The 21,921-nt window shown below is 34.2% G+C and carries 20 protein-coding genes; 11 read left to right on the forward strand and 9 right to left on the reverse strand.

Translation table 11 applies throughout. The features are described 5' to 3' along the window. Nucleotides 1-46: 46 nt before the first annotated feature. The 5 genes from orn to A9G17_RS05765 all read left to right on the forward strand — a co-directional run bounded on the left by orn (nucleotide 47) and on the right by A9G17_RS05765 (nucleotide 5,951). Nucleotides 47-610: an oligoribonuclease gene (gene orn / locus A9G17_RS05745; RefSeq protein ID WP_065737885.1), complete on the forward strand. Its 564-nt coding sequence runs from the start codon at nucleotides 47-49 to the stop codon at nucleotides 608-610. A 5-nt stretch (nucleotides 611-615) separates the two neighbouring features. Next, a complete protein-coding gene (gene waaA, locus A9G17_RS05750) occupies nucleotides 616-1,887 on the forward strand; it encodes a lipid IV(A) 3-deoxy-D-manno-octulosonic acid transferase (RefSeq protein WP_065737886.1) in 1,272 nt (423 codons plus the stop codon). Between the two features lie 9 nt (nucleotides 1,888-1,896). Continuing rightward, nucleotides 1,897-2,868 (forward strand): ferrochelatase, encoded by a 972-nt coding sequence (gene hemH, locus A9G17_RS05755; protein WP_065737887.1) that lies wholly within the window; start codon nucleotides 1,897-1,899, stop codon nucleotides 2,866-2,868. Between the two features lie 184 nt (nucleotides 2,869-3,052). Next, entirely contained in the window at nucleotides 3,053-4,384 is a 1,332-nt protein-coding gene (locus A9G17_RS05760; protein WP_065737888.1) for a CoA-disulfide reductase, read from the forward strand. 145 nt (nucleotides 4,385-4,529) lie between these two features. Beyond that, nucleotides 4,530-5,951 carry a cation:dicarboxylate symporter family transporter gene (locus A9G17_RS05765; RefSeq protein WP_065737889.1) on the forward strand — a complete coding sequence of 474 codons (1,422 nt, stop codon included), beginning with the start codon at nucleotides 4,530-4,532 and terminating at the stop codon, nucleotides 5,949-5,951. A gap of 68 nt (nucleotides 5,952-6,019) precedes the next feature. On the opposite strand, the gene galU is transcribed toward A9G17_RS05765, so the two are convergent. From galU to A9G17_RS05780, 4 genes are all read right to left on the reverse strand, one after another. Then, the gene (gene galU / locus A9G17_RS05770) at nucleotides 6,020-6,934 is read right to left on the reverse strand and encodes a UTP--glucose-1-phosphate uridylyltransferase GalU (protein ID WP_065737890.1); all 915 of its coding nucleotides are present in this window, start codon (nucleotides 6,932-6,934) and stop codon (nucleotides 6,020-6,022) included. Between the two features lie 929 nt (nucleotides 6,935-7,863). Continuing rightward, complete coding sequence (locus tag A9G17_RS12850) at nucleotides 7,864-8,013, reverse strand: entericidin A/B family lipoprotein (RefSeq protein WP_081301693.1); 150 nt, start codon at nucleotides 8,011-8,013, stop codon at nucleotides 7,864-7,866. A 25-nt stretch (nucleotides 8,014-8,038) separates the two neighbouring features. Beyond that, nucleotides 8,039-9,232 (reverse strand): amino acid aminotransferase, encoded by a 1,194-nt coding sequence (locus tag A9G17_RS05775; RefSeq protein ID WP_065737891.1) that lies wholly within the window; start codon nucleotides 9,230-9,232, stop codon nucleotides 8,039-8,041. Nucleotides 9,233-9,497: 265 nt separating this feature from the next. Beyond that, nucleotides 9,498-9,881 (reverse strand): RidA family protein, encoded by a 384-nt coding sequence (locus A9G17_RS05780; protein ID WP_065737892.1) that lies wholly within the window; start codon nucleotides 9,879-9,881, stop codon nucleotides 9,498-9,500. 190 nt (nucleotides 9,882-10,071) lie between these two features. On the opposite strand from A9G17_RS05780, the gene ffh reads away from it, so the two are divergent. After that, the gene (gene ffh / locus A9G17_RS05785) at nucleotides 10,072-11,439 is read left to right on the forward strand and encodes a signal recognition particle protein (protein WP_065737893.1); all 1,368 of its coding nucleotides are present in this window, start codon (nucleotides 10,072-10,074) and stop codon (nucleotides 11,437-11,439) included. An 89-nt stretch (nucleotides 11,440-11,528) separates the two neighbouring features. On the opposite strand, the gene A9G17_RS05790 is transcribed toward ffh, so the two are convergent. Then, nucleotides 11,529-12,401, reverse strand: coding sequence for an EamA family transporter (locus A9G17_RS05790; protein WP_065737894.1), 873 nt, complete (start codon nucleotides 12,399-12,401; stop codon nucleotides 11,529-11,531). A 126-nt stretch (nucleotides 12,402-12,527) separates the two neighbouring features. After that, complete coding sequence (ispB, locus tag A9G17_RS05795; protein ID WP_065737895.1) at nucleotides 12,528-13,514, reverse strand: octaprenyl diphosphate synthase; 987 nt, start codon at nucleotides 13,512-13,514, stop codon at nucleotides 12,528-12,530. Nucleotides 13,515-13,668: 154 nt separating this feature from the next. Between ispB and A9G17_RS05800 the strand changes: the two genes are divergently transcribed. Continuing rightward, complete coding sequence (locus A9G17_RS05800) at nucleotides 13,669-14,460, forward strand: TonB family protein (RefSeq protein ID WP_065737896.1); 792 nt, start codon at nucleotides 13,669-13,671, stop codon at nucleotides 14,458-14,460. 80 nt (nucleotides 14,461-14,540) lie between these two features. Here A9G17_RS05800 and pepP read toward each other — a convergent pair whose 3' ends face one another. Continuing rightward, the gene (gene pepP / locus A9G17_RS05805) at nucleotides 14,541-15,851 is read right to left on the reverse strand and encodes a Xaa-Pro aminopeptidase (RefSeq protein ID WP_065739103.1); all 1,311 of its coding nucleotides are present in this window, start codon (nucleotides 15,849-15,851) and stop codon (nucleotides 14,541-14,543) included. A 40-nt stretch (nucleotides 15,852-15,891) separates the two neighbouring features. Then, nucleotides 15,892-16,434 carry a UPF0149 family protein gene (locus A9G17_RS05810; protein ID WP_065737897.1) on the reverse strand — a complete coding sequence of 181 codons (543 nt, stop codon included), beginning with the start codon at nucleotides 16,432-16,434 and terminating at the stop codon, nucleotides 15,892-15,894. 123 nt (nucleotides 16,435-16,557) lie between these two features. On the opposite strand from A9G17_RS05810, the gene A9G17_RS05815 reads away from it, so the two are divergent. The 4 genes from A9G17_RS05815 to crr all read left to right on the forward strand — a co-directional run bounded on the left by A9G17_RS05815 (nucleotide 16,558) and on the right by crr (nucleotide 19,600). Then, complete coding sequence (locus A9G17_RS05815) at nucleotides 16,558-16,911, forward strand: hypothetical protein (protein WP_065737898.1); 354 nt, start codon at nucleotides 16,558-16,560, stop codon at nucleotides 16,909-16,911. 139 nt (nucleotides 16,912-17,050) lie between these two features. Further along, complete coding sequence (gene ptsH, locus A9G17_RS05820; RefSeq protein ID WP_025316545.1) at nucleotides 17,051-17,308, forward strand: phosphocarrier protein Hpr; 258 nt, start codon at nucleotides 17,051-17,053, stop codon at nucleotides 17,306-17,308. A 51-nt stretch (nucleotides 17,309-17,359) separates the two neighbouring features. Beyond that, nucleotides 17,360-19,087, forward strand: coding sequence for a phosphoenolpyruvate-protein phosphotransferase PtsI (gene ptsI / locus A9G17_RS05825; RefSeq protein ID WP_065737899.1), 1,728 nt, complete (start codon nucleotides 17,360-17,362; stop codon nucleotides 19,085-19,087). Between the two features lie 9 nt (nucleotides 19,088-19,096). Further along, nucleotides 19,097-19,600: a PTS glucose transporter subunit IIA gene (gene crr / locus A9G17_RS05830; RefSeq protein ID WP_025316547.1), complete on the forward strand. Its 504-nt coding sequence runs from the start codon at nucleotides 19,097-19,099 to the stop codon at nucleotides 19,598-19,600. 88 nt (nucleotides 19,601-19,688) lie between these two features. Here crr and pgi read toward each other — a convergent pair whose 3' ends face one another. Then, nucleotides 19,689-21,374 (reverse strand): glucose-6-phosphate isomerase, encoded by a 1,686-nt coding sequence (pgi, locus tag A9G17_RS05835; protein WP_442903425.1) that lies wholly within the window; start codon nucleotides 21,372-21,374, stop codon nucleotides 19,689-19,691. Nucleotides 21,375-21,921: the final 547 nt, after the last annotated feature.

The following is a 21,921-nucleotide window of genomic DNA, read 5'->3' on the forward strand; positions in this document are numbered from 1 at the left end:
TATGCTACACTACTCGGCATCAAAAAGAAAACTTCTATAACAAATTATGACCACACAATCACAAATTAACAGCAATAATCTTATTTGGATCGATCTTGAAATGACTGGGCTTAATCCAGCAACCGATCGTATTATTGAAATTGCAACTATTGTAACTGATTCTAATTTAAACATTTTAGCTGAAGGCCCTGTTATTGCCATTCATCAATCCGACGATCAATTAGCCTTAATGGATGATTGGAACAAAAATACCCACGGCAACTCTGGTTTAATTGAACGAGTACGTCAAAGTACTGTTAATGAACAACAAGCAGAACAACAAACTATCGAATTTTTAAAACAGTGGGTACCTGCAAACAGCTCACCAATTTGCGGTAATACTATTGGTCAAGACCGTCGTTTTCTATTTAACTATATGCCTAATTTAGAAAGTTATTTTCATTACCGCTATTTAGACGTCAGTACCATAAAAGAATTAGCTAAACGATGGAAACCTGAAATTTTAAAAGGAATTACAAAACAAAGTACCCATCAAGCGCTTGATGATATTCGTGATTCAATTGCAGAGCTTATTTATTATCGCCAACATTTTTTTAAGCTTAAGAACTAATTGATATGCAATTACTTTATACCATTTTACTCTATCTTATTCAGCCATTGGTATGGATAAAATTACTTTGGCGCAGCCACAAAGCACCAGCATACCGTAAACGTTGGTTTGAACGGTATGGTTTTTGCAAAAATAAAGTGAAAGCAAATGGTATTTTAGTTCATGCGGTATCCGTGGGTGAAACCATTGCCGCTGTTCCACTTATTAGAGCATTGCAGCGACGATATCCCGCTTTGCCCATTACCGTTACAACCATGACACCAACAGGCTCTGAGCGAGTTAAATCATTATTAAAAGACAGTGTGAGCCATGTCTATTTACCATATGACCTGCCGTGCGCTATCAAACGTTTTTTAAAAATAACCCAACCCAAATTAGTCATTATTATGGAAACCGAACTTTGGCCTAATTTTATTAGCCAATGCCATAAGAACGCTATCCCCTTGATTATTGCTAATGCTCGCTTGTCCGAACGCTCAGCAAATCGTTACAGTAAGCTAGGCACAACCATTAACCGATTATTAGCAAAAATCAGCATGGTTGCCGCACAAAATAAGCAAGATGGTGAACGCTTTACAGCATTAGGTTTACCAAGCAATCATCTCACCGTAACTGGTAGTATTAAGTTCGACATCAATTTAACAACTGAGCAACAACAAAAAATTGCTAACTTAAAACAACAATGGCAATTGAACCGTCCCGTTTTTATTGCAGCAAGTACTCATGATGGTGAAGATGAAATCATCTTAAAGGCATTTAAACAATTATTGTTACAGCATCCTGATTTATTATTAATCCTAGTGCCCCGTCATCCTGAACGTTTTAAAACAGTCGAAAAACTGATTAAAAATAATGAATTTAATTATATAACTCGTAGTTCGAACCAAATTCCAACCGATCAAACACAAGTGGTCTTGGGTGATACCATGGGTGAACTGTTAGAACTTTATAGCATGGCAGATATTGCCTTTGTTGGTGGTAGCTTAGTCGACCATGGTGGACATAATCCACTAGAACCAGCCTTACATCATATTCCAATTATTAGCGGTCAATATTTTTTCAATTTTAAAATCATCTGCGAACAGTTAATTGCTGCAAACGGAATGATAATTTGTGACAGCACAGCAGAAGCTTTATATTTAGTAATAAACAACCTATTAAATAATAAAACAGAAAGCCAACAAATTGGTGAAAATGCCTACCAAGTATTAAAGCAAAATCAAGGTGCATTAGATCGGCTTCTTGATATTATAAACCGTTATCTTTGTTCAAAATAAGGATTAGCTATGAATAAAAAACAAGGGTTATTACTGGTTAATCTCGGAACACCAAGCGCTGTCACGCCTGATGCAATAAAACACTATTTAACCGAATTTTTACTTGATAAGCATGTGGTGGATTTGCCTGCTTTTTTTTGGTATCCAATTTTAAAGTATCGAGTGTTACCAAAACGAGTACCTTATATTATTAACCACTATAAAAAAATTTGGATAGATAATTCATCACCATTGATGCATTATAGCCAACAACTGTGTGACAAATTACAACAGGAATTACCTAATATTCATTGTCAATTAGCCATGACCTATGGCGAGCCGAACCTTCAATTTGCCTTAAATAATCTGCAATCGTGTAAAAAAATAACGGTATTACCATTATTTCCCCAATATTCGACCACAACAACATTAGCAGTGCTTGATAAACTAAAGACAATTAAATCATCTCAATCAATAACCAATAATATTCATTACATCCGCGATTATGCTGATCATCCAAGTTATATTAATGCTCTATATTTACAGATTAAACAAGCCTTTGAAGAACAAGGAGAGCCTGAGGTATTAGTACTATCTTATCACGGAATTCCTGAACGTTATATTCACAAACGTAAAGATGATTACATAGAGCGTTGCCAACTAACCACATTATTATTAATTGAGAAATGTGAAGCTAATGGCATTAATATTCCCATTGAAATGGCTTATCAATCTAAATTTGGTAAAGGAAAATGGGTTACGCCAAATACCAGTGATTCTTTGGAAAAGTTAGCTCATGATGGCGTTAAATATGTACATGTTATTTGTCCTGGATTTTCTGTGGATTGTATTGAAACCATTTACGAAATTAACGAAGAAAATCGAGAACTATTTTTACAGGCTGGCGGCAAAAAGTTTCATTATATTCATGCGTTAAATGATTCTAATTTACAAATTGATTTAATTAAAGATCTAATAAATTATACTCAAACGTATAGTTAATCTGAAACTTTTTGACAAAAATAGGGCTAAAAGGAATTAATTATCGCTTTAGACCATTAATATTTTGTTTTCAAATATACGACTGATTAATATTAATAGTAAGTCATTATCTGTCGCACACATATGTTATAACCTATGATAGGATTGTCATTATTGAAAATCTGAGCCCTAAGGAGAAAATTAGATGAAAATAATCATCATTGGCGCTCAAGCTGCAGGAGCGAGTGCTGCTGCTAAAGCCAAAAGAATGAACCCTAATGCTACCATTCGTATTTATGAAAAAACTGACATTGTATCGTTTGGAGCTTGTGGTTTACCTTATTTTATCGGTGATCATTTCACTGATGCTAATGAAATGATATCCCGTACACCACAACAATTTCAACAAGATGGTATTGAAATAAAAATACGTCACCAAGTCGTCGCTATTGATAGCATACAAAAAAAACTAACGATTAAAAATATTAATACAGATGAATGTTTTGATGATAATTATGACAAATTATTAATTGCCGTTGGTGCAAGCCCTATCATTCCAAATTTTACAAATTATAAATTGAAAAATATTTTCACTTTACGCGATCTCAATGATGGTTTAGCCATTAAACAAGCATTATCCGATCCAGCAGTAAAAAACGTCATTGTAGTTGGTGCAGGCTTTATAGGACTTGAAATTGCCGAGTCATTTGTTGCTTTAAATAAGCAAGTCAAATTAATTCAGTTAGATGATAGAGTGCTGGTCGATGCATTCGATGCACAAATTACCGACGTAATTGCAAAGAATATTAAACAACATTGTGATTTACATCTACAAGAACAAGTACAAGGTTTTATAGGGGAACAGCATGTCACTCACGTAATTACCAATAAAGATACTTATCTTGCTGACATGGTTATTATCGCAACTGGAGTGAAACCTAACAGTGAAATTTATCAAAATATTGGTCTTAATATGCTACCAAATGGCGCTATTATTACCGATAGCTATGGACGGACAAATCTTCCGGATATTTATGCAGCAGGTGACTGCGCTGCATTGCAGCATAAAGTCAGCAAAGCGATGGTTTACATTCCTCTTGCCACAGGTGCGAACAAACTGGGCAAGATAGTGGGTGAAAATCTAGGAGGAGGAAAGAGTGAATTCCCTGGAACCATCGGTACCTCAGCATTTAAAGCGTTTGATATTGAGGCTGGACGGACAGGCTTAACCGAAAAAGAAGCTCAAAAAGCGGGTATTACTTATAAAACAGTTATTGTTAAGGATAAAAATCACAGTAACTATGTTGCAGGGCAAACTGAGGTAACAGCCAAAGTAATTTATCACGCCGAGACCCGCATCATTTTAGGTGGACAAATTGCAGGTGGCAGTGGCGCTGTTTTACGAGTAAATACGTTAGCAACTGCCATATGGGCAGAAATGAAAATTGATGAATTAGCAATGATGGACTTTCTTTATGCGCCGCCATTTTCAAGACCATGGGACATTTTAAATATTGCAGGTTCAATAGCTAAATAATAATAGTTAAATTGTCATTGTTAATGACAACAACTAAATAATACAAATTATCTTACTTGATAAAAAAATCAGTGCATCATAAATTAAGTAAGATTATTAATATGATTTTATTCGATGATTAAATTATCACAATAAAGGGGCAATTATGTCAGATCCCATTTTTCAAGGAACTTTTTTTGAAAAGTTCCTATCTATCACACACTATCAAACTTTAATTGGTATTGGACTACTGCTAGTTTGTTTTTTTGGAGTGATGAAACCGTTACAAGATAAAAAAATTAATTTTTCTCTTCGTATGTTAGTTGGGTTAATACTTGGTGCAGTGCTTGGTTTAGGTATACAAGCTGCAGCAGGGTTCCCTGATACATCAAATGTTTGGATGCAAGAGACAGCTACATGGTATGGTCTTTTTGGACGTGCTTTTATTGCCTTTATTCGCATGCTAGTCATTCCTTTGATATTTGTCTCTATTGTTAAAGTCATTATCGATTTTTCTGGTAAAGAGAACCTACCACAAATCGCATTTAGAGGAATATTCTGGTTACTGTTTACCACTGCAATTGCTTGTATAGTTGGCATTGTTTTGGCTAATTTGTTTGCATTAGGAGAAATCAGCTCTACAACGGTTCATCAAGCTCAAGCTAAACAATACACTAATATAATTGATACTTTTGTAAATCTTATTCCAAGTAATATCATTGCATCAATGGTTAAAGAAAATATTGTTGGATTAGTTATTTTTTCTGCTCTTATGGGGATTGCTGCTAATCGAATGGAAAAGAAAAATCCACAACCTATTGCTCTGTTTAAGACCTTTATTGAAGCACTTTATAAAATTGTGATGTCAATTGCCATGACCATCATTAAATATATGCCATATGCAGTCATCGCCCTCCTTGCTAGAACCATTATTTCTAATGGTATACCTGCAATTATTGAAGTATCAGGTTTTGTTGCAGCCATCTACATTGCCACTTTGATCATGTTAATTGTGCATGTTTTAATTGTTATGATTCACGGTATATCACCTGTCATGTTTATTAAAAAAGCGATGGGAACGTGGTTATTAGCCTTTACCAGCCGCTCGTCAGTTGGTACATTACCTATGACTATCTCAACTTTAACGGTACGTATGGGAGTCAATACAGGCACAGCAAATTTAGTCGGTTCACTTGGTAGTACTATGGGTATGAATGGCTGTGCTGGTTTCTTTCCTGCGTTACTTGCTGTTATGATTGCGCATATGGTGGGTATTGATACTAATTTCCAATTTTATATTATGTTGGTAATTGTGGTCGTGATTGGTTCAATTGGTATTGCTGGTATTCCTGGTACAGCAACAGTTGCTGCAACAGTGGTTTTATCTGGCATGGGCATGGCTGAATACTTCCCATTAATTGGTATGGTGCTGGCCGTTGATCCAATCATTGATATGGCTCGCACACTAGCCAACGTATCTGGGGCAATGACTGCGGCAGTCGCTACCGATCGTGAAGTAGGACTTATGGATATGAATACTTTCTATGATCCAAATATTTCTCTTGAAAATGAACAGTCGGATGTTTAATTTAAGTAAAGAATAAGCAGAATAAAAAGGACGATTCAAGCGTCCTTTTTGTGTTCAAAAATTAATATTTAAATTGTTTTTAACCATGCAGTAACATCATTACCTAAGCTTTTATGACGCATTGCGTATTGTATAAAGGTTTGTACATATCCCAATTTATTACCACAATCATGACTTCGTCCTTTAATACAATATGCATCAACAGGATCCTCTTTAAGTAACATTGCAATTGCATCCGTGAGTTGAATTTCACCACCAGCGCCTAAAGATGTTTTAGCTAGTAAAGGCCAGATTTTTTCAGATAAAACATAGCGTCCAACAACTGATTGATTGGATGGTGCTTCTTCAATTGATGGTTTTTCAACGACACTATACATTTGTGTAACAGCACCAGCAGACAATTCTTGACCATGGCAGTCAACTATCCCATAAGAAGAAACTAACTCTTTCGGTACTGGCTCAACCAAAATTTGACTATGCTTGGTCTCATGATAATTATTTATCATTGCCGCTAAATTATCTTTTGTTAGATCGCTTTCATACTCATCAATAATCACATCTGGTAGTACAACCGCAAAAGGTTCATCGCCAACCAAAGGATAAGCACACAATACGGCATGACCAAGTCCTTTGGCTAAACCTTGACGAACACTCGTTATTGTTACATTTTTAGGTAAAATACTTTGTACTTCTTGTAACAGTTGACGTTTAACACGCGCTTCTAACATTGCTTCTAATTCAAAACTAGTATCGAAGTGGTTTTCAATTGAATTTTTTGATGAATGGGTAACAAAAATGATCTCAGTAATACCTGCTGCAATACATTCTTTTACTACATACTGAATAAGTGGTTTATCAACCACAGGTAACATTTCCTTAGGAATGGCTTTAGTAGCAGGTAACATTCGAGTACCAAGACCGGCAACAGGGATAACGGCCTTTTTGACGTTTCCATTCAAAGTTGATTTAAAACTTGATGACATTTTATTTCCTTAAAAAAATTAGCAGATAACACAACTATTACAATAATCTTTATTATCTTTATGCCATATTAACAATATGTATTTTCAACCCATAATCACATTAACATATAGGGAATCAAAGTACATGTATGAATAATTGCCCTTGTAAAATTTCATATATTACGTTGATTCGAAATCAAATTGTAATAAACGATGAAAAAAGCTAAATCTAACATATTAAACATAGCATTGATAATCTTTACAAGATAATAACAATTCTAAAGAATAATTATCAAAAATTAAATAAGAAAGAGAAATAAATTTTGTTAATAAACTCAATATCATAACCATCAATCCAACCAATAATACATTAATTATTTGTCTTTATATAATATTTTATCTATTTATTGATAAATCGTTAGATTCAGTTAATGCAGGATTATCTCTATCTTTAGCTAAAGAATCAATAGCTATATAAATAATCTGGCAGTTCTGCAAAATTACTTGTCTTATTACAAATTTCGCTTTACGGTCACGTACTTCTTTTGCGAAGAGCTTATATAAAGATCGTCATAGCCATCATCATATAATGTTACCCTATCTAGTAAGGATTGTGTTCGCCAAAATGTTTGTTTTAGATAACCATGAGCCTCAATATTATCCGTAAATTTTCCTTTCATGCCGGCATAACTTGCTGGTAAATATTTACTTTATCGACTTTGAGCAATATAAATATGTGGATAACTTAATATATTTGATGGCAAAGGATTTAATACAAATTCTGTATTAATCATACTGAATTATGACAGTTTTCAATGGTTAAAGGTGCAGTTCGAAAATTTAACGAACCACACCCAGTAAGTAAAAAAATATGACAGCTATAATATGTCGCATTTTACTTTTTATAACTTATAAATAATTAATATTTATAAATATATCAATCATTCTTATTATAATTTATCGCTAACATTTTCAGCTGTTTTCGAAATAGCTTTACCACCAGATTGAACATCTTTGCCTACACCATTAACTGTATTACATCCAACAATGAGAGTTGTCATTGCAATACCGAATACTAGAATTAACATCTTACGTAACATGAATATTCTCCTTTTTGTGACTTGATTATTTTAATGTAGCAAATGCTTCCGCCACACGATGAATATTATGGTGATTTAAGCCTGCCACACACATTCTTCCACTGCCCACCAAATAAACAGCAAAATTATCTTTTAATTGTGTGACTTGTCGTTTACTAAAACCAGTATAACTAAACATACCACGCTGCTTAACTAAATAAGTAAAATTATGATCTGGTGCTTGTGTTTTCAACAAATTAACTAAAGTAGAACGCATCGATACAATACGATTTCGCATTGATTCAACTTCTTTAATCCAACTGGCTCTCAATTCAGGATTATTTAAAACATAACTGACCAATTGGGCACCATAAGCTGCTGGGCTAGAATAGTTTCGACGAACCGTTGCCTGAAGTTGACCTAATACACGACGAGCTGCTTCATCATTTTCACACAACACAGATAACCCACCAACACGTTCCCCATAAAGTGAAAATGTTTTGGAAAAAGAGTTGCTTATAAAACCACAAAGCCCCATTTCAGCTGCTTTTTTAATTGCATAACTGTCACTTTCAATACTTTCACCAAATCCTTGATAAGCAATATCCATAAATGGAATGAGATCACGTGTTTGTAATACAGCAATTACTTTATCCCACTGTGATTGTGTTAAATCTGCACCCGTTGGGTTATGACAACAAGGATGCAGTAATACAATACTTTTGGCAGGCAATTGTTCCAATGTTTCAAGCATTGCGTCAAATTTAACTCCACATGTTTGTGAATCAAAATAGGGATAGGTATTAACTTTAAAACCTGCGCCACCAAAAATAGCAATATGATTTTCCCATGTTGGATCACTGACCCAGACTTGTGAATTAGGAAAATAACGATATAAAAAATCAGCACCGATTTTTAGTGCACCTGATCCGCCTAATGTTTGTATAGTTGCAATACGTTTATCTTTATAGGCTGAATGTTCTTCACCAAATAGCAATGACTGAATTGCTTGGCAATAAGAGGGTAAACCGCTCATTGGTAAATAAAGTTGTGCATCTTGTTGATTATGATAAATATAATCACGAGCAATTTTTATACACTCCAATTGAGGGACAACACTATTTTCATCATAATAATAACCAATGCTTAAATTAGTTTTACTTTCACGATGATCATTATTAAATTCAGCAACTAAAGATAAAATTGGATCCCCTGCATAGGATTCTACTTTTTCAAACATATTACAACCTAATTGACACAATAACTCATAACTGTAGATTATTGCATCAACTCAATTGGCAATCAATCACTAAATACAAGTTCAACTGTAAATAATTTAATTGAATTTTCACTAGGAATTTCAATCATTTTTGATAAGAATAATCAACGATATATTAAATGAAAAATTATTCAATTTAAGTTCAATTTTATACTAAACCGTAGGGTTTACCTGAAACTTTTTAACAAAGATTAGCACTTTTTAGTGCTAATCAAACTAGTTAAAATTATTTAGCAGCAATGACTTCAATTTCAACTTTTGCATCTTTAGGTATACGAGCAACTTGTACACAAGAACGTGCAGGGAATCCGGCATTATTTTCGATAAAAAATGCTTCATAAACCGCATTAACAGCAGCAAAATCATTCATATCAGCTAAAAAAATAGTTGTTTTAACGATATTACTCACTTGATAACCTGCCGATGTGATTATTGCTTTAACATTAGCTAAACTTTGTTTTGCTTGTTCTTTAACGCAAGCTGGCATTTCACCCGTTTCAGGGACTAAAGGAATCTGCCCTGATGCAAATAGCATATTGCCTAAATCGACTGCCTGAACATATGGTCCGATTGCTGCTGGGGCTTTTTCTGTCTGAATCACTTTTGCCATATTCAATTTTTCTCCTTTTGTATTTATTCTATCTCTTCATTACCTTTTATAAGTAATATACCTTTGTTTATCTATCTTCATTTGAACAGGAAGATAATTTGGTGTCAAGTCAATACACAATGATGATCATGGGACTTCTTAAAATTTTCTGATATGATAATCAAAATTTTTTTATTTATTGAGAGTTAACATGTTTGAGAATTTAACCGACCGTTTATCACAGACATTTCGCAATATCAGTGGTCGTGGGCGACTGTCTGAAGATAATATTAAAGAAGCACTGCGCGATGTCCGAATGGCTCTACTTGAAGCCGATGTTGCGCTACCTGTTGTTCGTGAATTTATTAATCAAGTTAAAGAAAAAGCTGTAGGTTTAGATGTCAATAAAAGCCTAACGCCAGGCCAAGAGTTTATTAAAATAGTTCAAGCCGAATTGACGGCTGCAATGGGAGAAGTTAACAGTTCACTCAATTTAGCAACTCAGCCACCAGCAGTAATCTTAATGGCGGGTTTACAAGGTGCAGGTAAAACCACCAGTGTTGCAAAACTGGCCAAATTCTTAAAAGAAAAACAGAAGAAAAAAGTACTGGTTGTATCAGCCGACGTCTATCGACCAGCAGCAATTAAGCAGTTAGAAACACTAGCTAAAGCCATTGATGTCGAGTTTTTTCCATCTGATATTAATGAAAAACCAGTTAATATTGTAAATAAAGCCATTTCACACGCTAAACTACAATTTTTTGATGTACTTATTGTCGATACTGCAGGTCGTTTACATGTCGATAACGATATGATGGACGAAATCAAGTCTCTTCATCAAGCAATAAACCCAATTGAAACCCTGTTTGTTGTAGATGCCATGACTGGGCAAGATGCAGCCAATACCGCAAAAGCATTCAATGATGCATTACCACTTACTGGTGTGATTTTAACTAAAGTTGATGGGGATGCTCGTGGTGGTGCTGCGCTTTCTATTCGCAATATTACTGGTAAACCAATTAAATTTTTAGGGATGGGTGAAAAAACTGATGCTTTAGAACCATTCTATCCAGATCGCATTGCTTCTCGTATTTTGGGGATGGGTGATGTTATTTCGTTAATTGAAGAATTACAAAGTAATGTCGATCGCGAGAAAGCAGAAAAAATCGCCAAAAAATTGAAAAAAGGCGATAAATTCGATTTTAATGATTTTCAAGATCAGCTTAAACAGATGCGCAATATGGGGGGTATGGGTGCAATGCTGGCAAAATTACCTGGCGTAGGTCAACTCCCTGATCATATCAAAGCACAAATGGATGATAAAATCACTATCAAAATGGAAGCAATTATTGGCTCAATGACACTCAAAGAGCGTGCAAATCCAGAAATCATTAAAGGTTCACGTAAGCGCCGAATTGCAATGGGCTCAGGAACCCAAGTACAAGATGTGAATAAACTCTTAAAACAATTTGACGATATGCAAAAAATGATGAAGAAAATGAAAGGTGGTGGCATGATGAAGATGATGCGCCAGATGAAAGGTTTAATGGGCGGCGGAATGGGATTCCCTCCACGTTAAATCTACGCTTAATTTCTTCCTTTTAAAATCGTCCTAATTGAACATTAGACTATCAAAAAAATCGCGCTTTCAACAGCGCGATAATTTTTTTAATTACTTGATTTAACTGATTCAATCTTTGTTGGGCGATTCATGGTGAGCACAGTACCTATTGATGAAACAATAATAAATACGATTGCTAACCACTGATAGCTTGATAATTTTTCGTGCAACACAATTAAACCAGAAAGAGCAGCAAAAACAGGAGATAAGCTCATTAAAGTGCTAAATGTTTGCGCAGGTAATTTTGGTAGGGCAATCATATCTAATCCATAAGGAATAGCTGAGGCCAATAAAGAGACAACAAACACCAAAGGGAGCAGATCTAACGAGAACATAGCACTACCACTTTGCCATACACCAATAGGAAATAAAAAGCACGAAGCAATTACCGATCCAATAGCGACACTTGAAGATCCATAAATAGCACCAGCTTTACGCCCAAATAAAATGTAACATGCCCAACAACTGCCTGCTAATAAAGCAAACAAAATACCTACAGGATCTAAATTCCCTGACGCTTGATGAATAGGCAGTAACATAGCTAACCCGATCACAGCAATACCTAACCAAATAAAATCAAACAATTTACGTGATGAACACATAGCTACCATTATTGGTCCAGTCAATTCGATAGCCACAGCAATACCTAAAGGAATTCTAGCAATAGCGCTATAAAAAGCTAAATTCATAAAACCAATTGAAATACCGTATAGAAATATAAATTTTAATGCCTGCTTAGGTATTGGTTTTCGCCAAGGTTTAAAAATGATAATTAAAATTATTGCCGAAAAACACAATCGCCAAGCGGTCATACCTTCAGGCCCTAACACCGGAAAAAGATATTTGGCGATTGAAGCACTGCCTTGAATGGAGATCATCGAAACAAAAATCAAAAAAACCGGCCAAGATCTTTTAAACATAAAAATACCTTACTTTAATATATTGAACTTATTGTCTATTTAATTAATGCCAAAATGTTTGAGATAAACGATACGTTTGAGTATAAAATAGATGCTTAAATAACTTACTTAACATTTACCGATTAATTAATTTTCTCTTTTTACTGACAATAAGGCTAGATCTTGTAATGCTTGTTTATAAGGTGAGTCAGGTAAAATAGCAATAACATCCGATGCTTTACGAGCTTCCGCCCGAGCAGTTTGCAAGGTAAATTCAAGTGAACCACATTCATCCATAATATGTAAAATGCGATTTAATAAATGTCGACCATTGCCTTGTTCTATAGCTCGACGAATTAATGCAGCATCCTCAGCATTTTTAGTGTGATGCATGGCATGTAGGAGCGGTAAGGTTGGCTTGCCTTCATTAAGGTCATCTCCTAAATTTTTTCCTAATTTTTTATTATTACCGGCACTGTAATCCAATAGGTCATCAATAATTTGAAAGGCAGTACCTAAATATTTACCGTACTCTTGTAAGGCAAACTCTTGCTGTTCATTTGCACCAGCTAACACCGCAGCAGAATGCGAAGTTGCCTCAAATAAACGTGCTGTTTTGCGATAAATAACTTCTAAATATTGTTCTTTGGTAATATCAGGATCATTACAATTAATTAATTGCTGTACTTCCCCTTCAGCAATAACATTAGTTGCTGCCGACATGATAGTCAAAACCTTAAACGATTCTGTACGCACCATCATTTGAAAAGAACGTGTATAAATGTAATCACCAACTAATACACTAGCAGCATTACCAAATAAAGCATTCGCGGTCGATTTACCACGCCTTAAATCAGACTCGTCTACTACATCATCATGCAATAAGGTGGCGGTATGAATAAATTCAATAAAAGCGGCCGTAATAATATGTTTGTCACCTTGATAATTAAGTGCTTTAGCAATTAATAAAGCAATAACAGGACGAATACGCTTTCCTCCACTGCTAATAATATAATTGCCCAACTGATTAATCAAAGCCACATCTGAATTTAGTTCAGCTTGTATAGCTTGGTTCACTTTAACTAAATCATCTTTTACCAGATCGAGTATTTGATTCATTGATGGATTATTCATCAGTTTAACCGCTAGAAATAATAGATATTAATCTTGCTATTATCTGATAAATATTTTTGTGCAACAAGAGTTGCAGATCATATTTTAAAAAAAACTACAAATGATAAGCATTTTCATTTAAAATACTCATCTTAAGTTAGAAATGTTTATTAGTATGAAGATTAACTTTGATATAGATATCAGTGATGAAAGGATCCCTCAATCCATTGCTAAGAAAAAGGAAAGAGGTGTTTATTTATATGCATTTATTGCTGTGATGTCACATTTATGTATACTTACTTTATTGTTTTGTTCTACGCTATTTGTAAAAGACATCGTTGCAGATGAAGGCGATAATTCAATTAAAGCCATCATGATTGATTTTTCTCTTGCTGCACCAGAACAATCATTAGTTGAAAATACACCTGATATTCAAGGTGCTCAAGACAGTGAAATTATTGATAACAAACCAATTGAAGAGACACCAATTGTTGAACCTGAACCTATTGAAGAAACAATACCTGACAAACCTGCAGTAACAACTGAAAAAGATATTGTTGTAAAACAAAAAGATAAACCTAAGAAAAAGCACCGTCCTGTGCAAAAAGCATCACGTCAACAAGTAAGGCAAGAAGTCATTGCTGAAAATATCTCTAATACTTCTGTTGCCCCACAAATATCTGATAGTCGTCGATACTCAGATAATCCTTCACCGATTAGTCGCAATCAACCCGAGTATCCTCGCCGAGCACTTGATATGCGGTTAGAAGGTTATGTGATAGCACTGTTTGATATAAACAGTAATGGACGTATTGAAAATATTCGGATTATAGAAGCAAAACCCAATAATATCTTTAATCGATCAGTAATTAGTGCAATGAAAATGTGGAAGTATCAACCTATTGCAGCGAAAGATCAGAAAATAAAAATTATCTTTAATCGAGATAAATCCATTAGTTTGGGCTAATTATTCGCATAATCGTTTTAAGTGACAACAACAAAGCCATAACCTATATCTCGAAAGTTATGGCAATAGTTATCTATACTCTACAACTGATTGACCATCAATTTTTCAATTTGTTCAGGCTCTTTGGGAACATCCGCGGTCAAAACTTCATTACCAGATTCGGTAATTAAAATATTATCCTCAATACGAATGCCAATACCTTTATAGCGCTCTGGTACATCAGCATCTTTATTAATATACAATCCTGGTTCGACAGTTAACACCATTCCTGGTTCTAAAATTCGATCTCGTCCACTACCAACATCATGCACATCAATGCCAAGCCAATGCCCTAAACCATGCATATAAAACTCAAAATAGGCTTTATTAGCAATTAGACTGTCTACATCACCTTGCATAATGCCTAACTTAACTAAACCTATCACCATCGTTCGTACGACTTGGTCATTAACGTCTTTAATGGATGTACCAGGTTTGAGAAGATGAATTGCCTGATATTGAGAAGCCAAAACGATATCATAAATCTCACGTTGTGCTTGGTTAAATTTGCCATTAATTGGAAATGTTCGAGTAATATCTCCTGCGTAGTATTGATATTCACACCCCGCATCAATCAAAACCAAATCTCCATCTTTCAACTGCCCACTATTATTTTCATAATGCAAAATACAACCATTATTGCCACCACCAACAATGGTGTTATAAGATGGAAAGCGTGCACCATGCCAAGCAAATTCGTGTAAAATTTCAGCTTCTAATTGATATTCATACATTGAAGGCGCACATTTTTGCATTGCTCTAACATGTGCCACTGCACTAATTTTACATGCCTTACGTAATAGTTGCATCTCAAAATCCGACTTAAACATCCGCATCTCATGCACTATCGGTCGCCAATCAATGATAGAGCTTGGTGCCACTAAATTTAATCTACCCCCTTGTCTTAAAGTCGCCTGTACTTGATTAACAATTTTATCGGCATATTGATAAAGTTGATCAGCATGATAAATTGCAGTTTTACCATTTAATAAATCGGGCAATATGGTATCAATTTCATCAAAAAGATAAGCTTCATCAACGAAAATTGATGTCAATGCAGCTTGCTGCCCTAAACGATATCCCGTCCATGTCTCTGCCAAAGGATCCTTTTTTCGATTGAATAATACATACCGCGCACTATTATCTTGTTGTTTAATCACAGCCAACACTGACTCTGGCTCAGCAAAATGGGTAAAATACCAAAAATCACTATTTTGTCGATATGGATAATGAGTATCGTTACTTCGTGTTACTTCAGGAGCAGCGAAAAAAAGAGCAACACTATTGGGCACCATCTGCGCAAGCAACTTTTCACGACGCAAAATAATTTCTGTTTTAATATCTGTTTTCATCATTATGACGACCTTAATTAAGATTAGTTACTAGTTAATCTTAATGAATTGTTGGTGTTATTTCGGTTTCATTGAATTCGTCAAAACATAACATTGATGTTATACGTACATATTCTTTAATTTCTTCAAACGCAAACTCAAGTTCTTGTTGATTTTCTTGCTCATCATAGCCCAAATTAACAATTTGACGTAAATCATAAATAGCTTCACCCACATCACCTTTAATTCGATTAATTTTGGGTTGTACTAGCCCTATACCAAGTAAAAAATGATTTACCCAACCAACTAAATCATCAATTTGTGCATACAAATCTTTGTCACTAAGAAACAATTGAAATTCAAAATCTTCATCTAAGAGTTGTTGCTTAGTTAACTGATAAAGTTTAGTAATTTGCTCATTCAGAGGTGCAACAACAGTTTGACCATTATTTAACATATCTTCAACTAAAGGACGCCAACTCTCATCATGGTTACCTCCGGCTAAAATACCTACGATAAAACCATGCAACTCAGCTGCTGTAATCCCTACTTTATATTGGACTAATTGACGATTAAGTTCGTCATAATTAATAGTTTCCGCCATTATGTCACCTTGATGTTGTCATATCACAAAAAATGCATTTCTGCACTTTTCACAAATTTAGTATATAATTCTAAGCTTGCTATAAATAATAAACAGGTTACTGAGCTTTATAAAGGAATTATTTTGAAGTTATTAAGATTAATCGTGAAATTGCCTCTACTACTATCTTTTTATGCAGTTTTAGCTATATCATTAACCGCTTGTGGTTCATTAGTTTCAAATAATGGCGTGATTATCCTTAATGTGCAAGATAAGATAAACACTTATGTAACCAGTCAAAATTTACCTAAAACTTATAAATTAGGTAATGGTGAGCAAGAACTGCAACGATTTGAAACATTCTGTCGTAAAGAAATTAGAACCTCACAACTTGATGGTAGTGAAGAAATCGTTTTTGAGAATATCAAACATGGTATTCATGGGCAGGTAGAATTTAGAAAATGTAGTGATAAAATCACTCGAATTTACCGATACTGATAAAATCTAGCTATCTCTATAAATTATGGCTAATAATATTTAATGAATGTCAAAGATCTATGAAATCTTACTAGCCTTTCATGCAGTTTTTATTTATATTGGTTGCTGAAAAGAAAATATTTTTAGGAGCAAAAATAATATGTATAAACAAGATGTAACAATTACGGCATCAAATGGTCTTCATACCCGTCCTGCGGCGCAATTTGTCAAAGAAGCCAAAAATTTTAATGCTGAAATTACCGTTACTTCAAATGGTAAAAGTGCAAGTGCCAAAAGTTTATTTAAATTACAAACTTTAGGTTTAACACAAGGAACAACGATTACTATTTCAGCTGAAGGCGAAGATGAAAAAGAAGCAGTACAACATCTTGTAAAACTAATTCCAGAATTAGAATAATAACTCCAAATTAGCTATGAACAGTTTTAAAATTGAATAAGGATTAAATTTATGGTATCAGGTATACTTGTTTCCCCCGGTATCGCTTTTGCAAAAGCGCTATTATTAAAAGAAGAGCCTATTGTTATTAGTAATAGACAAATTCTTGATAACAAAATTGACGCTGAAATTGAACGCTTCAAAGAAGCTCGAGAAAAATCAAGTGAGCAATTACATGCAATCATGGAGCGAGCAAAATCTACATTAGGTGAAGATAAAGCAGCAATATTTGAAGGTCATATCATGCTTCTTGAAGATGAAGATCTTGAACAAGAAGTTATTTCACGTATTCAAACTAAACATTCTACCGCTGATGCCGCAGTTCAATCCGTTTTTGAAACTCAAGCTAAAGAACTCGAAAATTTAGATGATGAATATTTAAAAGAACGTGCAGCCGATATTCGCGACATCGGTAAACGCTTACTTAAAAATATTTTAGGTATTGAAATTGTTGATTTAAGTGCTATTAGTCAACCATGTATTTTAGTCGCAACAGATTTAACACCATCTGAAACCGCTCAGTTAAATTTAGACATGGTATTAGGCTTTATTACTGATGCTGGAGGACGAACATCACATACATCAATTATGGCTCGTTCATTAGAAATTCCAGCCATTGTAGGTACATCTAATGCAACCCAAGAAATAAAACAAGGTGATTTTGTTATTTTAGATGCAATTAATAATGCTATCTATATCAATCCAGATCACACCACCCAAGAAAAATTAAAACAAGTTCAAGCAAAATTTATTAGCGATAAAGAAGAACTCGCAAAATTAAAAGACTTACCAGCTGTAACGCTTGATGGGCACCAAGTCGAAATTTGTGGCAATATAGGTACTGTGCGTGATATTGCTGGTGCAGAACGCAACGGTTATGAAGGTGTCGGCTTATACCGTACCGAATTCTTATTTATGGATCGCGATGCTTATCCTGATGAAGAAGAACAATTTAAAGCTTACAAAGAAGTGGCTGAATCAACTCATGGTTTATCAGTAATTGTACGCACAATGGATATTGGTGGTGATAAAGATGTACCTTATATGCATTTACCAAAAGAGGAAAATCCATTTTTAGGCTGGCGTGCAATTCGCATTTGTTTAGATCGTAAAGAAGTATTGCATGCCCAATTACGTGCAATCTTACGTGCATCTGCATTTGGTAAATTACGTATTATGTTCCCAATGATTATTTCAGTAGAAGAAATTCGCATATTAAAATCTGAAATCAATATTCTTAAAGAACAATTAACGACTGAAGGCAAAGCATTTGATAAAAATATCGAAATTGGTGTAATGATTGAAACCCCAGCAGCAGCAGTGATTGCACATCACTTAGCCAAAGAAGTAGATTTTTTTAGTATCGGAACTAATGATTTAACTCAATATACACTTGCTGTTGACCGTGGTAATGAATTGATTTCTCATCTTTACAACCCATTATCACCTTCTGTATTAACATTGATTAAAAATGTTATTGATGCATCGCATAAAGAAGGTAAATGGACTGGTATGTGTGGTGAGCTTGCTGGCGATGAACGCGCAACAATTTTATTATTAGGTATGGGTCTTGATGAATTTAGTATGAGTGCAGTATCAATTCCAAAAATTAAAAAATTGATTCGCAATACTAATTTTGAAGAGGCGAAGAAGTTTGCTGATACAGTATTACAAAAAGCAACAGCCAAAGAAATTATTGACTTAATTGAAAATTATACCGCTGAAAAGCAAATTTGTTAGGAGACAATGATGGGTCTATTCGATAAAATCAAGCAATTAGTATCCGATGATAATAAAAATAGCATCGAGATTATTGCACCTTTAAGTGGCGAAATAGTCAAAATCGAAGATGTACCAGATGTGGTTTTTGCTGAAAAAATCGTTGGTGATGGTGTTGCAATTAAACCTTCTGGTAATAAAATTGTTGCGCCTTTAAATGGTAAAATTGGCAAAATCTTCGAAACCAATCACGCTTTTGCAATTGAGTCAGATGAAGGAATTGAGCTTTTTGTTCACTTTGGAATTGACACAGTAGAGCTAAAAGGTGAAGGCTTTAAGCGAATTGCCGAAGAAGGTCAACAAGTAAAAGTAGGTGATACAATCATTGAAATCGATCTGCCATTACTTGAAAGTAAAGCTAAATCAGTGTTAACACCAGTAGTTATTTCTAATATGGAAACAGTCGTAGAATTAACTAAACTTTCTGGTTCTGTTGAAGCAGGTAAAACACCAATAATGCGTGTGAAAAAATAATTTTTTCACTTAAACTAATTATAAAAAACCTTCAGCCTAAACTGAAGGTTTTTTATTTTAGCTAAACAAATTTAATCTTTTAAATTTCTTAACGCCATTTCTTATATTGATTAATTAGATTATTAGTTGAATCATCATGAGAAGTAACAGGTTTATCATCTGCCAATTCAGGTAAAATGCGACCAGCTAATTGCTTACCAAGCTCTACACCCCATTGATCGAAACTAAAGATATTAAGAATAATACCTTGTGTAAAAATCTTATGTTCATACATAGCCACTAATGCTCCAAGAGTATAAGGTGTTATTTTTTTCACGAGAATCGAATTTGTTGGTTTATTACCCTCAAAAACTTTAAACGGTACAATTGATTTAACATCATCAAGTGTTTTACCTGCTGCAAGGAATTCTTGCTCAACTTGCTCAGCAGTTTTACCAAACGCTAAAGCTTCGGTTTGCGCAAAAAAGTTAGACAGTAATTTCGGATGGTGATCACCTACCGGATTATGGCTGATTGCTGGTGCAATAAAATCACATGGAATTAATTTAGTACCTTGATGAATTAATTGATAAAATGCGTGTTGACCATTAGTCCCAGGTTCTCCCCAAATAATTGGGCCTGTTGTATAAGACGTTTTATACCCATTACGATCAACACTCTTACCGTTTGATTCCATATTTCCTTGTTGAAAATAAGCTGCAAATCGATGCATATACTGATCATACGGTAAAATTGCTTCAGTTTCTGCTCCACAGAAATTGTTATACCAAATACCAATTAACGCTAGTAATGCTGGAATATTTTTCTCGATTGGCGCGCTTTGGAAGTGTTTATCCATAGCATGACCGCCAGCTAAAAACTCTTTGAAGTTGTCAAAACCAATCGATAAAACAATTGATAAGCCAATTGCAGACCAAGATGAATAACGACCGCCAACCCAATCCCAAAATTCAAACATATTGGTGGTATCAATACCAAATTTTTCGACCTCTTTAGCATTGGTTGAAAGTGCTACAAAATGCAAAGCAACGGCTTTATCATCTTTGGCAGAATCAAGTAACCATTTACGAGCAGTCTGCGCATTTGTCATAGTTTCTTGTGTGGTAAACGTTTTAGATGCCACTAAGAATAAAGTAGTTTCAGGATTTAAACCTTTAAGCGCTTCAACAATATGAGTACCATCGACATTCGAAACAAAATGCATTGTTAGATGATTTTTATAAGGACGTAATGCTTCGGTAATCATATGAGGACCAAGATCTGAACCGCCAATACCAATATTAACTACATCGGTAATTGCTTTACCCGTATAACCTTTCCATTCTCCGCTAATGATCTTTTTACTAAACGATTCCATCTTAGCCAATACTGCGTTAACATCATCCATCACATTCTTACCATCAACATAAATCGGAGTATTTGAAACATTACGCAGCGCAACATGTAATACAGCGCGGTTTTCTGTACGATTAATTTTCTCACCGCTATACATGGCATTAATGGCACCATTTAAATCACATTCATTAGCGAGTTTATAAAGTACCTCTAAAGTTTCTTTTGTCACTCTATTTTTTGACAAATCAACCAAAAACTCATCTTCAAAAGGAATACTTAGTTTTTCAACACGCTTAGGCTCATCTTTTAATATTTGGGCAATTGTTTTTCCATGATGCTTTTCATAACTAGCTTGAAGAGATTTCCAAGAAGAAGTGGTAGTTGGATCAATTGACTTTAACATATTTAATTCCTTAATTAATATAGTACTGCTATCCATAATATAACTATGCCTAACATGATGCAAGATAAGGATTTTATCTTTTGTTTTTTACAATTGATAAAATTTTATCCTTAGCTTTTTAAATTGATTGATTTCATAATTTTCGTTTAATGGATGCATGTTTAAAATACTAATAAGCGAAAAAAGAGTTAAAATAAGGCGACAAAATCGGTAATTTCTTATTACCTGTAAGTCTACAGTCAGAAAAACTACTTATTTTCGGCAAAATAAATATCAAAAAAATACTCTAAATCCAAATTTATTGAATATAAGAATTAGATATTTTCATAACTTATTATGTATTAAATAAAATAAATGTATTATTGCCAAATTAGTTCCCGGTAAATGAATCCATTTATGCTCATGAAATTCCCATTTAATAACGCATCGATAATTATTAATCAATAACCTTAATTTATTAATTTTTCTTATGATCCGTTGTCAAACCCAATGCAACAAATGGAGCAATATTTGAATAATCTTTTTTTCTAATTGATTATTTATTTTTATCTCTAAATATTGTTGTCCATAATACCTCTATTCT

This window comes from Gilliamella sp. wkB7 (genome assembly GCF_001693435.1).
Lineage (GTDB): Bacteria > Pseudomonadota > Gammaproteobacteria > Enterobacterales > Orbaceae > Gilliamella > Gilliamella apicola_N.

Bases quoted from the DNA above. Each gene is read 5' to 3' on its own strand.
- orn (WP_065737885.1), top strand. From the start codon at position 47: ATGACCACACAATCACAAATTAACAGCAATAATCTTATTTGGATCGAT.
- waaA (WP_065737886.1), top strand. From the start codon at position 616: ATGCAATTACTTTATACCATTTTACTCTATCTTATTCAGCCATTGGTA.
- hemH (WP_065737887.1), top strand. From the start codon at position 1,897: ATGAATAAAAAACAAGGGTTATTACTGGTTAATCTCGGAACACCAAGC.
- A9G17_RS05760 (WP_065737888.1), top strand. From the start codon at position 3,053: ATGAAAATAATCATCATTGGCGCTCAAGCTGCAGGAGCGAGTGCTGCT.
- A9G17_RS05765 (WP_065737889.1), top strand. From the start codon at position 4,530: ATGTCAGATCCCATTTTTCAAGGAACTTTTTTTGAAAAGTTCCTATCT.
- galU (WP_065737890.1), bottom strand. From the start codon at position 6,934: ATGTCATCAAGTTTTAAATCAACTTTGAATGGAAACGTCAAAAAGGCC.
- A9G17_RS12850 (WP_081301693.1), bottom strand. From the start codon at position 8,013: ATGTTACGTAAGATGTTAATTCTAGTATTCGGTATTGCAATGACAACT.
- A9G17_RS05775 (WP_065737891.1), bottom strand. From the start codon at position 9,232: ATGTTTGAAAAAGTAGAATCCTATGCAGGGGATCCAATTTTATCTTTA.
- A9G17_RS05780 (WP_065737892.1), bottom strand. From the start codon at position 9,881: ATGGCAAAAGTGATTCAGACAGAAAAAGCCCCAGCAGCAATCGGACCA.
- ffh (WP_065737893.1), top strand. From the start codon at position 10,072: ATGTTTGAGAATTTAACCGACCGTTTATCACAGACATTTCGCAATATC.
- A9G17_RS05790 (WP_065737894.1), bottom strand. From the start codon at position 12,401: ATGTTTAAAAGATCTTGGCCGGTTTTTTTGATTTTTGTTTCGATGATC.
- ispB (WP_065737895.1), bottom strand. From the start codon at position 13,514: ATGAATAATCCATCAATGAATCAAATACTCGATCTGGTAAAAGATGAT.
- A9G17_RS05800 (WP_065737896.1), top strand. From the start codon at position 13,669: ATGAAGATTAACTTTGATATAGATATCAGTGATGAAAGGATCCCTCAA.
- pepP (WP_065739103.1), bottom strand. From the start codon at position 15,851: ATGAAAACAGATATTAAAACAGAAATTATTTTGCGTCGTGAAAAGTTG.
- A9G17_RS05810 (WP_065737897.1), bottom strand. From the start codon at position 16,434: ATGGCGGAAACTATTAATTATGACGAACTTAATCGTCAATTAGTCCAA.
- ptsH (WP_025316545.1), top strand. From the start codon at position 17,051: ATGTATAAACAAGATGTAACAATTACGGCATCAAATGGTCTTCATACC.
- ptsI (WP_065737899.1), top strand. From the start codon at position 17,360: ATGGTATCAGGTATACTTGTTTCCCCCGGTATCGCTTTTGCAAAAGCG.
- crr (WP_025316547.1), top strand. From the start codon at position 19,097: ATGGGTCTATTCGATAAAATCAAGCAATTAGTATCCGATGATAATAAA.
- pgi (WP_442903425.1), bottom strand. From the start codon at position 21,374: ATGGATAGCAGTACTATATTAATTAAGGAATTAAATATGTTAAAGTCA.